Below are 14,384 nucleotides of genomic sequence, written 5' to 3'. Positions count from 1 at the left end.
TTGTTATTAAATAAAAGCAATGTCCTATGAAAATATTAATGATCACTGCCCTGGCAATTTTGCTTTGCGCTGCGGGTTGTAAGAAAAATAAATCTAAAGAACCGGTAGAGAATCCTCTTCCGGATGCAGCGCTGAAAACAAAGGTGCTGACGGCTGGTTTAGCCTTTCCATGGGAAATCATTTATGGCCCTGACCAACAATTGTGGGTCACGGAAAGAGGCGGGAAGATCAGCAGAGTCAATCCTCAAACCGGTGCGGTTACGGTATTACACACCATTTCTGAAGTAGTTGCTAATGGCGAAGGCGGTTTGCTGGGCATGGCGCTTGCACCAAATTTCGCCACTAATCCATGGGTATATGTGGTCTATGATTATGGAACAGGAAGCAATTACAAGGAAAAAGTAGTCCGTTTTACGTATGCGAACGGGGCATTAACTGCGCCCTTGCCAATTATAGATCAAATTCCGGCCTCCAGTATCCATAATGGCTCCCGGTTAATGATCAGTACTGATCAAAAATTATTCATCAGCACAGGGGATGCCAATAATGCGAACAATGCGCAGTTGCAAAGCTCTTTGTCCGGAAAGATCCTGCGGTTGAACCTGGATGGGAGTATCCCGGCCGATAATCCGATTGCCAATTCTCCGGTCTGGACTTTCGGTCACCGAAATCCCCAGGGGTTGATACAAGTGGGTGATAAAATTTACGCTTCTGAACATGGCCCAAATAATGATGATGAGGTTAATCTGATCCTTAAAGGACGGAATTACGGCTGGCCAAATGTGGAAGGTTTTTGTAATCTCCCTGGCGAGCAAAGTTTTTGTAGCGCCAATAACGTGGTAGAACCCCTGTTTGCCTGGACACCAACCATCGCTACTTCCAGTCTTTCTTATTATAACTCCGACTATATTCCGCAATGGAAAAACTCTTTATTACTGCTTAGTCTGAAAGGCGCCAGCCTGACACAGCTGAGTTTAAATGCTGGTGGCGACAAGATTACGGCTACTAAAGACTTTTTGGTCAATCAGTTTGGACGCCTCAGGGCGATTTGTCAATCCCCGGAAGGAAGACTTTACCTGACCACCAGTAATGGTACTGATGATAAAATTATAGAAATCGCTAAATAAATTGTTCGAACACATTTTATACTATAATTTAGTAGCAAAACCTTATATATGATCAATAAAGTAGTTTCGGGTGCTGATGAAGCCATCAGCGATATCGAGAATGGGAATACCCTGATGCTCGGCGGTTTTGGGCTCTGCGGAATTCCTGAGAATTGCATTACCGCACTGGTAAAAAAGGGCGTTAAAGATTTAACATGTATATCTAATAATGCTGGCGTAGATGATTTTGGCATCGGTTTGTTGCTGAAAACACGTCAGGTAAAGAAAATGATTTCTTCTTATGTAGGTGAGAACGCGGAATTTGAACGCCAGTTGCTGAGTGGGGAACTGGAAGTCGAACTGATTCCTCAGGGTACTTTAGCCACCAGATGTATGGCTGCCGGATATGGGATGCCTGCAATTTTTACCCCTGCCGGAGTTGGTACAGAAGTGGCCGAAGGTAAGGAAGTCAGAAACTTTAATGGTAAAGATTACCTGATGGAATATGCTTTTGATGCTGATTTTGCCCTGGTAAAAGCATGGAAAGGGGATACTGCCGGCAACCTGATTTTCAGGTCTACGAGCAGAAACTTTAATCCTGTAATGGCTATGGCCGGAAAAATCACGATCGCAGAAGTGGAAGAATTGGTGGAGGCAGGGGAGCTTGATCCAGACCATATCCACACGCCGGGTGTCTTCGTTCACCGCATTTTTCAAGGCACAGCCTATGAAAAAAGAATCGAGCAACGTACAGTTAGAACAAAAAATTAATCCTGTAAATTATTTATATGTTGGATAAAGACGGAATTGCGAAACGTATCGCAAGAGAAATCAAAGACGGTTTTTATGTGAATTTAGGAATAGGCATTCCCACATTGGTTGCCAATTATATCCCGGAAGGCATCAATGTAGTACTGCAGTCGGAAAATGGCTTGTTGGGGATGGGCCCTTTTCCTTTTGAAGGGGAAGAGGATGCAGATCTGATCAATGCCGGTAAACAAACCATTACCACGCTACCTGGCTCTTCGATATTTGATTCTGCCATGAGCTTCGGGATGATCAGAAGTCAGAAGATTGACCTGACGATTTTAGGCGCTATGGAAGTTTCTGAAAACGGAGATATCGCCAACTGGAAGATTCCGGGGAAAATGGTGAAAGGAATGGGGGGTGCGATGGACCTGGTGGCTTCTGCAAAGAACATCATTGTGGCCATGCAACACGTTAATAAAGCGGGAGAGAGTAAGCTTCTGCCAAAATGTACTTTGCCTTTAACAGGGGTAAACTGCATTAAGAAAATTGTGACGGAGCTTGCCGTATTGGACGTACTGCCGGGTGGTGGATTTAGACTAATTGAAAGAGCACCGGGAGTAAGCGTAGATTACATCAGACAGGCCACAACAGGTAAGCTGTTTGCAGATGACGACGTGCCGGAAATGGTATTAAATTAAAAAAGGGACGTATCAAACGTCCCTTTTTTGTTTACTCAGCTTTATGCTTTAAATATTTTATTTTTAAATCGGAGGAGATTTCCTCTGTGATTTTAATGATGTCATCCGGAGTATTGAAATTGTTGGTGATCAATTGATCACAAGTTTCCCGGTATGGCAACAGGTATTCTTTATAGGCAGGAACCACATGGTTGTGCCATTTATAAGTAACGTCATCCTCAGGATAGCCTCTTTCCATACCATCGCGTTTAATACGGCGTGCCAGAGCAACAGATTCTTCTGCTTCCACAAATATACGGTGGTCTAATAAGGCGGCAATTTCTTTGAAATGCAGGATGAAAAGTCCTTCAACAATAATGATTGGAGCAGGATTGATTTCCAGAATTTTAGTGATGGCCAAAGGATTGTTGAAATTGTATTCCTTTTTATAGATCACTTCACCTTTGATCAATTTCTTGATGTCCAAAAGGAACTGCTGATCATCAATCGTTGATGGCAGGTCGAAATTGTAAAGCTTGTTTTCTTCCTGGCTCAATTCGCCCACAGGAATGTAATAGTCATCCTGAGAAACCAGGGTTACTTCATCGTTCTTAAAATGATGTAAGAAACAATTTAAAAAAAAGGTTTTACCGGAACCACTTCCCCCCGCAATACCAATGATAAATGGCTTATTGTTCATTATCTTGTCCACCGTACGTTAAATTACAAAAAAATCTTTTATCTATAGCACCCAACGCGTCCGCCACAGCTTTAGTCATCACAATGATTACATCTTTTGTAGATTCATTTTCCGTGAATTTACCGACTACCTTCGCAAAGGTAGACCTGTTGCTCATTGGATTGGTAATTTTCATTACGGTTCCAATTGGCGCACTGCGATGTAATACCAACATTTTTGAGGGATCAAGATCCGGATCTGCAATCCATATTCCTGTTCCTTTTTCGTCCATTTGGTTTAAGCCATATCTGCTGGCTGGCAACCTTAATGACGGATTTTTTATAGAATTCAAAGTATCCACCGGACTGTCTGTGCGATTCGCAGAAGGAGCTGGTTTTTGTGGGTATTGACCTTTGATCAGTAATTTTTGACCCACTCTTAACGAGTATCCGGTCATGTTATTTTTAGCTTTCAGCTGATCCATTGATAACTTGTAACGGGTAGCAATGGAATACATCGTTTCATTAGAAGCGACGGTATGCTCAATAAAATCTTCCGACATATCAGCCGGAGTATTTACCGCGAGAGGTTTTTCCTGAACAGGCTCCGCAGGTTTTGCTTGCTTTTTAGGGAAAATAGGAACCAGAATTTCTTCTTTGGTTTCCTTTTTAATTGCTGTTGCCGGAACTGTATTTGTTTTTGGAACCACTACAATCGGTACTGCTGCCGTTACCGGAGCTGCTGTTGTTTCGGTTTCCGTAGTTTCTACACCTTCGTTGGCAGGGACTTTTAATACTTGTCCGATGGAAAGGTTGATGGTACTCAGGTTATTGAGTCTTTTGATCTCATTAACGGTAGTGCCGTATTTTTTTGCCAACATACCCAGGTTTTCTTTTTTCTGAACCGTATGTTCTAATAAGATGCCATCAGGGTCTGTATTTTGATTCTTCTTCAGTACTGCATTTTTATTGGTAGCAGGTGTTTTTTCTGCTGCAGGACTATTAAAAGGGATATTAGTAGGTACTTTAATGATGACGCCAATCTGAAGGAACTTATTGTCGTTAAAAGTCATGATGTCTTTCGGGATCACGTTGTATCTTCTGCCTATGGCGTAATAAGTGTCTTTTGCAGCTACTTCGTGGATAATTAACTTTTTGCCATTCCGGTTTTCTACTCCAATAGAATCCCTTGTACTGGTATTGGCATTGGCAGTGGGTAATTTTAAAAGCACTGCAAATAACGATACTATATAATATTTATACATTAATGTCTCTGTTAAATTTAATGAACAATTATACGAATAATAAAAGAAAGCGGGAATTTTGAATATTTAACGTTGATTCCAAAGGGGTATTGTCCCTCAAAATAACAATTTTCAAAACCATTTAATTTTCGTGTTGTTGTATAGGCATACCCTATGATCGGACAAAAATAAAACAATATATACTATGGACGCAAAAGAAATTAGTTTAAATGAGAAAGAAGTAAGACCTGTAGTGGACATGCTTAATGACTATCTAGCTAACTATCACATACATTACCAGAAATTAAGAGGTTGTCACTGGAATGTAAAAGGTCAGAACTTCTTCACATTACATATCAAATTTGAAGAGTTATATACCAATGCACAGTTAACAATTGATGAAATAGCCGAGCGCGTACTTACTTTAGGTAAACCACCGCATAGCCGTTTTGCAGACTATATCAAAGAATCAACACTTAAAGAAGTGAATACCATAGGCATGAAAGACATGGATATGGTGGAAGAAATTTTAGCCGATATGGCTCATTTAATCCAGGTAGAACGTGACCTGTTAGAAGCCACTGATAAAGCGGGTGATGACGGATCAAATGACATGGTCAACAGATTCATGCAGTTCAAAGAGAAAAACACCTGGATGCTGCGATCTTTTTGTGGTAAAAAGTAACAATCATTCCCCCTAATGATCTGTTAAGCCGCTGTCTGAACGTTTCAGACAGTGGCTTTTTATTTTAAAACCAGATGTTTAAAGCGGAAGGTTCTCCTGTTGCTGCAGGTAATTGTGTGGTGTAATTCCTTTCTGTCTTTTGAACTCATAAAAGAAAGAGCTGCGGGAAGAAAACCCGGCCTCACGACCCAAGCCATCTAAACTATATTGTTTGCAATGGTCTTTGTTTTGGAGCTGGGCTAAAATATAATTCACCCGGTAGGTATTGATAAAATGACTGAAGTTCTGCTGGAAGTATAGGTTCAGCAAATGTGATAAGGTATGCGAACTTACATTCAGCATTCCGGCAAACTGTGCCAGCGATAATTTCTTCTGACGGTAGGGGTGATGTTCCTCCAGATAAGCCTCAATACTTTCTTTTGATAAGACCGTTTCCTCACCCTGTCGGTTATAGGCACTCACAATCTTCTTTAAGGTAGTGATTTTTATATTCAGGTAAGAAGCCACCAGTTCCAGAGGTATCCGCGTTGCATGATGCGGGTAATTCTTTAAAAAGTCGGCATATTTATCGGATGCCGTACCAATCCTGAAAAATACAGAGCGGTGATGTGCAATCTTATAATAAAGCTCCATCACTTTTCTCATCACAATGTTCATTTCCGGAAAGTTTGCGGTCAGCTTTTCCAGATCGTCTACATGTACACCCAGCAATAAAGAATCTTCCTCGGCTTTAATGTCTTCTGTAGCTGGTACAATGCCATAAATCCCCTCAATGGCAGAAACAAATTCTCCCTGTACACAGATGAAACTGGTGATGACTTGTTTTCCGGAAGTCGCCTCACCGGTGAGGATGCCTTCAATGATAAAATATACGAAATAACTATAGTCTCCCTTCCTCAATAAGTATTCATTCTTTTTGACATGAATTTCATAGCAGGTTTCACTGAGCTGCAGTTTGGCGGCTAAAGGCAGGGGAAAGAAATAGTCTAGACGTTCAAATACGGAATATAAGTATTTTTGATCAGGCTTTTTTTGCTGGTGGAGCGGTGTAGACATGGGGGATTGTGTGGTTTGCGGCTGCAAAATAGCTAAAAGTGGGTGTAAGATTATAATGTTGTACTCTTTCTGTGGAAAGTTTTGCTATTTCATAAAGTTTCGCTGTTACTTTTGTTAAAAATGTAAAGGTATTGTCCTTGATTAATATTTATTGTAATTGGTGCTAAACATTTGTGCTGGTTATTGTTAATCCTGGATTCTTATTATAGGTATTAAAGATTATGGAACGCTCCCATTCGTAATTGCTCCGACTGCTATTCCCGGCACCGGAGCTTTTATTTTTATAAAAGCAAAGCAATATATCTCTTTTCTATGGAATGGCTTTAGGCCAAACAACAATAGTTTAATACCTTTGGTAGGTAATGGGATATAAAAGTTTAGCAGAATGTGTGGCCGATTTAGAAAAACACGGCCATTTAATCAGGATAAAAGAAGAAGTAGATCCATATCTCGAAATGGCAGCGATCCATTTGCGTGTTTACGAGCAACAGGGACCCGCTTTATTCTTTGAGAAGGTAAAAGGAAGCCCTTTTCCGGCAGTATCTAATTTATTTGGTACACTGGAACGTTCCAAATTCATGTTCAGGGACAGCCTGGATAAAGTAGAGCAATTGGTAGGATTGAAATTTGATCCGATGAGCGCACTAAAGAAACCTTTGCAGATTCCTGGAATTGCCCTTACTGCCCTTACGGCATTGCCTTTAAAACAAACTTTTAAATCTACTTTTAGTAAGACCACAATCAGTGCTTTGCCGCAGATTGTGAACTGGCCTATGGATGGTGGTCCTTTTATTACCATGCCACAGGTATATACAGAAGATATCGATAAGCCCGGAATTATGAATGCCAATCTCGGCATGTACCGGATTCAGCTTGCCGGAAATGATTATATACAAGATCAGGAGATCGGATTACATTACCAGATTCATAGAGGAATTGGGGTACACCAGTCCAAGGCGAATGCAAAGGGGCAACCTTTAAAGGTCAGCATCTTTGTAGGCGGACCGCCATCGCATCCCCTGGCCGCAGTAATGCCTTTGCCGGAGGGCTTGTCGGAAATGACTTTTGCAGGTGCATTGGGCAACCGCAGGTTCAGGTATTTTTATGATGAGGAAGGTTTCTGTATTTCTGCGGATGCCGATTTTGTAATTACCGGCACTGTTTATCCTCAGGAAAACAAACCAGAAGGTCCTTTTGGGGATCATTTGGGTTATTATAGTTTAACTCACCCTTTTCCATTGATGAAGGTGCACAATGTGTACCACCGCAAGGATGCGATCTGGTCTTTCACAGTGGTGGGCAGACCTCCGCAGGAGGATACCAGTTTTGGGGCCTTGATTCATGAGATTGCAGGATCAGCTTTGCCGCAGGAAATACATGGCTTGAAAGAGCTCAATGCGGTAGACGCAGCGGGTGTTCATCCTTTATTGTTCGCGATAGGAAGTGAGCGTTATACGCCTTTTCTTAAAGAACGCAGGCCTCAGGAAATTCTAACTATTGCCAACCACATTTTAGGTAAAAACCAGCTTAGTCTGGCTAAATACCTATTTATTGCCGCAAGGGAAGATGACGAATCTTTAGATACGCATGATCTTTCCCGTTTTATGCAGCATGTGTTGTCAAGAATGGATCCGCAGACTGATTTGCATTTCCATACCAATACCACCATTGATACTTTAGATTATAGCGGTGACGGTTTAAATAGTGGCTCTAAAGTAGTTTTTGCTGCTGCTGGTGCCATATGTAGAACGTTATCGGAGGTTGTTCCAGCTGGATTTACTTTGCCAGCAGGTTTTAGTGCTGCATTTGTCGCCATTCCAGGCGTACTTGCTGTTCAGGCCGCTCCTTATCTGAGTCATGCGCAGGCCATGGAAGAAATAGTGGTTTTAAATGAGCAATTGAAAGACCTGAATCTGGAAGGGATTGCCTTGATTGTTTTATGTGACGATAGTGCCTTTACTGCTCAGAATATCAATAACCTGGTCTGGATCACTTTTACAAGGAGTAATCCTGCGGTGGATATTCATGGTATCAATTCATTTACCAGAAATAAACATTGGGGATGTACCGGCCCGGTAGTGATTGATGCACGTAAGAAGCCTCATCATGCACCGGAACTGATTAAAGATGCTCAGGTAGAAAAGAATATAGAAAGATTTGCAGGGCTTTTTAAAGCGGGTGGGTTTTAATCGGGAGATTCATACTGGTCTGTCAGGTAGCTGAAAAACCAATAAAAAAAAGGGAAGCTGATTTTGAATCAACTTCCCTTTTTTTTATTGGAAATTTTAACCGGCGTAGATTAGAATCTCACACCAAATGTTAAAAACACATTGTCTCTGCTTGTTTTGATATTGGCAACAGGTTCTGATCCATCATTTAAAAAGTAACTGTCAAGATCTGTATTACCTTCCATGCGTTGGTAAGCCAGGTCTAAATAATAGTTACCTACACGGTAGCCTACACCACCTGTATAATATTTAGTGGCAAAATAGTTTTTGGTGTCATTTTTAATTGCAGTACCGTTGTTACCGTAACCAGCTCTTAAACTCACCGCATTGTCTACTTTAAATTCTGCACCAATTCTATAGTTAACCGCATCTGTGTAGTTGTCGCGGATAAAGTCGTTTGCATAATTGATCTGACCCATGTTGTCGTCCTGGTCAAGAGAATAATGCATCGATGAATAGTCAACATAGTCAACATCTGCTGAGATTAAAGCTCTGCCGGCAATCACATAACTTGCACCCAACGATCCTTTTCCAGGTGTACGCAATTGGTAAGTTAATCCACTGATACCAGGTGTATTCGTGAACTGACCTTCTTTTTCGCCTTGATAATAAGTGGTAGACAAAGAATGTGCCTGAACATCATCGTAATACATCCAGCTTGGTGATTGGTACGTTGCACCGATACGCAGGTTGGCGTCCGGTCTGTAGATAATACCTAAACGGGCATTGAAACCAGCCCCTTTAACATCAGAATTTGTTCTATAATCCAGATCATAAGTACTGAGTACACCTGTATTATATCCTGATTCTTTGAAGGAACGGTCGCTTTCATATCTTGAATTTACAAAGTTCAGACTCGCACCAACGTAGAATTTATTAGAGATATTCAAAGCACCTGCTACATTCATTTCTGAAGTAGATCCGGTTCTGATTTCGTTTTGACTTTGACGGTATGGAGCACGTGTTGCCGGGTTATAAACATCATTTGCCTCGTCGTAATTGATTAAATAATTGTCATAAGCCATTTTCTCTATGCTGTAGTTCGCCAAAGTTTTTGGATCACCTGGTGCGAAAAAGTTGGCTTCTTCTGCGAAGTAATTATTGACAGAATTGTTGTTATTAGTTCCGTTAAAGCTGTACCTGCCTGTGAAATCGTTGTTACGGCTGTAACCTACACCAAAAACAGTACTGATCACGCCTTTAGTAGGGTCCTGACCTTTAGGTTTATAAGTAGGATTGTAAAACACTGCACCTACATTATTCAGGTTCAGCATATTTTTAGAAGAGTTGGTTCTTTCGCCAAGAAACTCTGCTTTTCCTTTCATCATATTAAATTCAGGAGTAAGGCTAAACTCAGATTTGGTAAAGAAACCAAGTCCGGCAGGGTTACCGCCTAATGAGCTCATGTCTCCACCTACACCAATTTGTGCGCCACCCATACTTTTGAATCTGGCTGTGCTTCCATAATTCGTTTTAGAAAAGTTTAAGCCATCAGCAGGAGTCTGGGCATATAAAGAACCTGTAGTGGCTACTATAGCCACTAAGGAGGATAGAATTTTTTTCATGTTCGTTTTCTGAATGATAATACTTAGACCTGGTTAACCTCTTCCACCTCTGGAAGATCTACCGCCTCCGCCGCCGCCACCGCCGCCAGAAGATCTGCTTCCTCCATCACCACCACGTGTTGGTGCGCTGTAAGTTGGCGTATTTTGTGGTTGTGGTCTGTAGCTTTCTCTTGTTGAAGGTCTGGTCTGTTGCTGTTGGTTGTTATATTCACGTCCAATTCTGCTTTGACCAGCTGGTCTCGGAGTATTCCCTTGAGTTCTGTTCGGAAGATAAGCATCCGATCTGCTTCCACGGGAAATCACATTTCCGTTTCTGTCGCTTCTGGTATTTCCAGAATTACCTCTAATTGTATTTCCGCCGTAACTCATTCGGTCACCAGGACTTCTTGATGGTCTTGGTGCATTATTGAATCTGTTTGAGCCAACAATGATGCCGCCACCCCATCCCGGATAACCAGGATAGAAGCCGCCTCCCCATCCCGGGTAGAAGCCACCGCCCCATCCTGGATAGAAACCGCTTCCCCAACCTGGATAATAGCCACCGCCATACCATGGGTTGCCCCAGGCAGAACCAAAGCTAAGACCTAAAGAAAAGCCGTAATTGCCAAATCCACCACCGTAACCGAAGCCACCGTCGAAGTAGGGATCATAATAGGATCTCCATGGACTGGCATAAGAAAATCTATTGATACGGGAAGAGTAATCCATGTCATAATAAGGATCACTGGTACCGTAATATTCATCATTAGAATCGTAATATTGATCTTGAGAAGCTACTACTCTTGGCTGAGGCGTATAAATCTGCGCTTTTGCATTAGAGTTGTAAACATCATCCTCTTGGGCACCTTGCTGCGCGTACCTTGGCGCAGAGCAGGAAGCGACAACCACGGTTGTCAAAGCCAGCATACTGGTGAATAAATGTCTAGGTTTCATAACTATATGTGTTGTTTGTGTGTCACACGCTTTTTTGTAGGCTATAAATTTATAAATTTGTAAACTACATTTCAAGCAAAGTTACACAAAAAACATTCCAAATAGTTATGAGCAAAGGTATTACAAGTAAAAATGAAGATTATTCGCAGTGGTATAACGACATTGTTATGAAAGCCGATCTGGCAGAGCATTCCTCTGTTAAAGGATGTATGGTGATAAAACCTTACGGATACTCCATTTGGGAGAAAATACAGGCGGTTTTAGACAAAAAGTTTAAAGATACAGGACATAGTAACGCTTATTTTCCTTTATTCATTCCTAAGTCATATTTTTCTAAGGAAGCGTCACACGTGGAAGGTTTTGCCACTGAATGTGCCGTGGTGACACATTACCGTCTTAAAAATGATGGAAATGGAAATATTATCGTGGATGAAACTGCGAAACTGGAAGAGGAATTAATTGTAAGACCTACCTCTGAAACGATCATCTGGAATACATACAGAGGATGGATCCAGTCGTACCGTGATCTTCCTTTGCTGATCAACCAATGGGCCAATGTGGTGCGCTGGGAAATGCGTACGCGTCTGTTCCTTCGTACTACGGAATTCTTATGGCAGGAAGGACATACCGCGCATGCAACTGCACAGGAAGCGGTAGAGGAAACCGAGAAAATGTTAGATGTATATGCTGATTTCGCGGAAACCTGGATGGCTATGCCAGTAGTAAAAGGTATGAAAACCGCTAATGAGCGTTTTGCAGGTGCATTAGAGACTTATTGTATCGAAGCATTAATGCAGGATGGTAAAGCCTTACAGGCAGGTACTTCTCATTTTCTTGGACAGAATTTCGCCAAAGCATTTGATGTGAAATTCACCAATAAAGAGGGTAAAATTGAGCATGTATGGGCGAGCTCATGGGGTGTTTCCACTCGTTTAATGGGTGCCTTGATCATGGCACATAGTGATGATGCCGGTTTGGTATTGCCTCCAAAATTAGCCCCAATCCAGGTGGTCATTATTCCGATTCACAAAAATGAGGAAGACCTTAAAAACATCACCGGTTTTGTTGATGAGTTGAGCGCTAAATTGAAAAGTTTAGGTGTATCCGTGAAATATGACGACCGTGAAGCACAACGCCCTGGATTCAAATTCGCAGAATATGAATTGAAAGGTGTACCAATCCGTCTGGCAATTGGTGGCCGTGATATGGAAAATGGTACCGTTGAACTTGCCCGTAGAGATACCAGAGAGAAACAAACTGTTGCTCAGGAAGGTCTTGATATTTTCATCGTTCAGTTGTTAGATGAAATTCAGGCAAATATCTATAATAAAGCATTCCAGTACCGTGAAGAACATACGACAGAAGCGAATTCTTATGAGGAGCTGAAATCATTGTTAGACGGTAAAACCGGATTTGTTTCTGCACATTGGGATGGTACTCCGGAAACGGAACAAAAGATCAAAGAGGAAACAAAAGCAACGATCAGATGTATTCCTTTAAACAATAAGCAGGAAGATGGTGTTTGTATTTACTCAGGTAAACCATCTAAACAAAGGGTGTTATTTGCCCGCGCTTATTAATAAAGAAAGCAATTTGCGCGATTAAGGGAAACAAAAATTAAAAAATGGACACAGAGAATTACGCTAAAATACTTATTGAACTTAAAAATAAAGCCTCTTTAAAACAGGCGATCTACAGAAATACTACGGAAGTCTTTGAGTTGCTGAAAAAGCAACTCATTGCTACTGCCGGCCGGTTGAAACACGATTATCAATCGAAAGATTCTGCTGTAGAAATAGATTATAAAGAGAACAATAAGTTTGAAGTACAGCTGAAGTTTTCTGGCGATATGATGGTGGTTTCCATGCACAGCAATGTGTTTAATTTTGAGGCGGGGCATTCGGTATTTCAAACGAAATATGTGAAGGATGACCCTTCCTTAAGTTATTGCGGAATCATTTATATCCATAATTTCCTCGCAGATTCCATTAAATATAACCGCCTGGCGGATGAAGGCTCCCTCATTGCCAGAGTCCTGATCAATAAAGAAAAACACTTTCTGGTAGAAGGGGAGGGCGCGTTGAATTTTCTATATCCGGATTTTTCGGCCAATCTGGTTACGGAACAAAACCTGACAGATATCATTGAACGGTCAATTTTGTTCTGTCTGGATTCTGATTTGATTATTCCCCCTTTTGCGCAAATAAAAGAAGTAACTTTAAATCAGAAACAATCTATGTTGGCTGCAAGCGGTTACCCAACAGGTAAAAACCTGGGGTATCAGTTGAAGTCCGAAACAGAACAAAATAATAACCTATGAAGTTCGCAACAAAAGCTATACATGCCGGTCAGGAACCTGACCCGTCTACAGGAGCAGTAATGACTCCAATCTATCAAACCTCTACCTATTGGCAAAAATCTCCCGGAGATCACCAGGGTTTTGAATATTCAAGAGGTACAAATCCTACGCGTAAAGCTTTAGAAGATTGCCTTGCCGCTTTGGAAAATGCTAAATATGGTTTGGCCTTTTCTAGTGGAATGGGTGCTACAGATACCGTTTTAAGACTGTTGCAACCGGGTGATGAAGTGATCACCGGTAACGATCTTTACGGTGGTTCTTACCGTATTTTCACTAAAGTATACGCGAAATATGGCATCAAATTCCATTTCCTGGATTTATCTAAACCAGAAAATATGCTGCCATATATCAATGATAAAACGAAATTGGTATGGATTGAAACGCCTACAAACCCAACCATGCAGATCATCGACATTGAAGGTGTGGCCAAAATTACCAAAGCAAATAACCTGATTTTAACGGTCGACAATACTTTTGCTTCTCCTTATCTTCAGAATCCTATTGATCTGGGTGCAGACATTGTGATGCATTCGGTAACCAAATATATTGGTGGTCACTCTGATGTCGTAATGGGTGCTTTGTTGGTAAACGATGAGCAGTTGTATAAAGACCTTTGGTTTATTTACAATGCTTGTGGTGCTACGCCAGGACCTCAGGATGCATTTTTAGTATTGAGAGGAATTAAAACCCTTCATTTACGTATGAAAGCGCATTGTGAGAACGGTGAGAAAGTGGCGCGTTTCCTTAAAACGCATCCGAAAGTAGATAAGATTTACTGGCCTGGTTTTGAAGACCATCCTAACCATGATGTCGCGAAAAGACAAATGCGCGGTTTTGGGGGTATGGTGTCGATCACTTTAAAAGGTGCTGACCTTCAGGAAACGTTCAGAGTTGCGTCTTCATTCAAAGTGTTTACATTGGCAGAATCACTAGGTGGGGTAGAATCATTGATCAACCACCCGGTAAGTATGACGCACGGTTCTATTCCTAAAGAAGAACGTGAGAAAGTTGGTGTTACAGATAACCTTTTACGCCTGAGTGTAGGGGTAGAGGATATCGACGATTTGATCGCAGATTTAGAACAGGCTTTAAGCTAATTTATA

Annotated in this window: 13 protein-coding genes; 8 read left to right on the top strand and 5 right to left on the bottom strand. The window is 41.4% G+C overall.

Annotated features, from left to right (window positions below; all coding sequences use genetic code 11):
- Positions 1 to 26: 26 nt before the first annotated feature.
- From R2Q66_RS22310 to R2Q66_RS22300, 3 genes are read left to right on the top strand one after another with little or no spacing between them, the layout of a single operon-like run.
- Entirely contained in the window at positions 27 to 1,127 is a 1,101-nt protein-coding gene (locus R2Q66_RS22310; protein ID WP_316753399.1) for a PQQ-dependent sugar dehydrogenase, read from the top strand.
- Positions 1,128 to 1,175: 48 nt separating this feature from the next.
- A complete protein-coding gene (locus R2Q66_RS22305) occupies positions 1,176 to 1,877 on the top strand; it encodes a CoA transferase subunit A (RefSeq protein ID WP_316753398.1) in 702 nt (233 codons plus the stop codon).
- Positions 1,878 to 1,894: 17 nt separating this feature from the next.
- Positions 1,895 to 2,554 (top strand): CoA transferase subunit B, encoded by a 660-nt coding sequence (locus R2Q66_RS22300; protein WP_316753397.1) that lies wholly within the window; start codon positions 1,895 to 1,897, stop codon positions 2,552 to 2,554.
- A 31-nt stretch (positions 2,555 to 2,585) separates the two neighbouring features.
- Here the strand turns inward: R2Q66_RS22300 and R2Q66_RS22295 are convergent, their stop codons facing one another.
- Positions 2,586 to 3,233, bottom strand: coding sequence for a uridine kinase (locus tag R2Q66_RS22295; RefSeq protein WP_316753396.1), 648 nt, complete (start codon positions 3,231 to 3,233; stop codon positions 2,586 to 2,588).
- Positions 3,223 to 4,476 (bottom strand): LysM peptidoglycan-binding domain-containing protein, encoded by a 1,254-nt coding sequence (locus R2Q66_RS22290; protein ID WP_316753395.1) that lies wholly within the window; start codon positions 4,474 to 4,476, stop codon positions 3,223 to 3,225. The genes R2Q66_RS22295 and R2Q66_RS22290 overlap by 11 nt, the downstream gene beginning before the upstream one ends.
- 184 nt (positions 4,477 to 4,660) lie before the next feature.
- On the opposite strand from R2Q66_RS22290, the gene R2Q66_RS22285 reads away from it, so the two are divergent.
- Positions 4,661 to 5,140 (top strand): DNA starvation/stationary phase protection protein, encoded by a 480-nt coding sequence (locus R2Q66_RS22285; protein WP_316753394.1) that lies wholly within the window; start codon positions 4,661 to 4,663, stop codon positions 5,138 to 5,140.
- Between the two features lie 78 nt (positions 5,141 to 5,218).
- Here the strand turns inward: R2Q66_RS22285 and R2Q66_RS22280 are convergent, their stop codons facing one another.
- The gene (locus tag R2Q66_RS22280; RefSeq protein ID WP_316753393.1) at positions 5,219 to 6,196 is read right to left on the bottom strand and encodes a helix-turn-helix domain-containing protein; all 978 of its coding nucleotides are present in this window, start codon (positions 6,194 to 6,196) and stop codon (positions 5,219 to 5,221) included.
- Positions 6,197 to 6,558: 362 nt separating this feature from the next.
- Between R2Q66_RS22280 and R2Q66_RS22275 the strand changes: the two genes are divergently transcribed.
- Entirely contained in the window at positions 6,559 to 8,385 is a 1,827-nt protein-coding gene (locus R2Q66_RS22275; RefSeq protein ID WP_316753392.1) for a UbiD family decarboxylase, read from the top strand.
- A 110-nt stretch (positions 8,386 to 8,495) separates the two neighbouring features.
- Here R2Q66_RS22275 and R2Q66_RS22270 read toward each other — a convergent pair whose 3' ends face one another.
- On the bottom strand, positions 8,496 to 9,989 hold the full coding sequence (locus tag R2Q66_RS22270) for an OmpP1/FadL family transporter (protein WP_316753391.1): 1,494 nt from the start codon (positions 9,987 to 9,989) through the stop codon (positions 8,496 to 8,498).
- Positions 9,990 to 10,022: 33 nt separating this feature from the next.
- A complete protein-coding gene (locus tag R2Q66_RS22265) occupies positions 10,023 to 10,922 on the bottom strand; it encodes a hypothetical protein (RefSeq protein ID WP_316753390.1) in 900 nt (299 codons plus the stop codon).
- A 107-nt stretch (positions 10,923 to 11,029) separates the two neighbouring features.
- On the opposite strand from R2Q66_RS22265, the gene proS reads away from it, so the two are divergent.
- The 3 genes from proS to R2Q66_RS22250 are packed head-to-tail and all read left to right on the top strand — an operon-like array spanning position 11,030 to position 14,378.
- Positions 11,030 to 12,502 (top strand): proline--tRNA ligase, encoded by a 1,473-nt coding sequence (gene proS / locus R2Q66_RS22260; protein ID WP_316753389.1) that lies wholly within the window; start codon positions 11,030 to 11,032, stop codon positions 12,500 to 12,502.
- Positions 12,503 to 12,546: 44 nt separating this feature from the next.
- Positions 12,547 to 13,242, top strand: a complete 696-nt coding sequence (locus tag R2Q66_RS22255) for a hypothetical protein (protein WP_316753388.1) — start codon at positions 12,547 to 12,549, stop codon at positions 13,240 to 13,242.
- Positions 13,239 to 14,378: a cystathionine gamma-synthase gene (locus R2Q66_RS22250; protein WP_316753386.1), complete on the top strand. Its 1,140-nt coding sequence runs from the start codon at positions 13,239 to 13,241 to the stop codon at positions 14,376 to 14,378. The genes R2Q66_RS22255 and R2Q66_RS22250 overlap by 4 nt, the downstream gene beginning before the upstream one ends.
- Positions 14,379 to 14,384 lie beyond the last annotated feature (6 nt).

Origin of the sequence: Pedobacter gandavensis, assembly GCF_032677645.1 — a bacterium.
In the GTDB taxonomy this organism is placed as follows: Bacteria; Bacteroidota; Bacteroidia; order Sphingobacteriales; family Sphingobacteriaceae; genus Pedobacter; species Pedobacter gandavensis_A.
The sequence above is the reverse complement of the archived record's forward strand: the minus strand, read 5'-3'. Positions and strand labels throughout refer to the sequence as shown.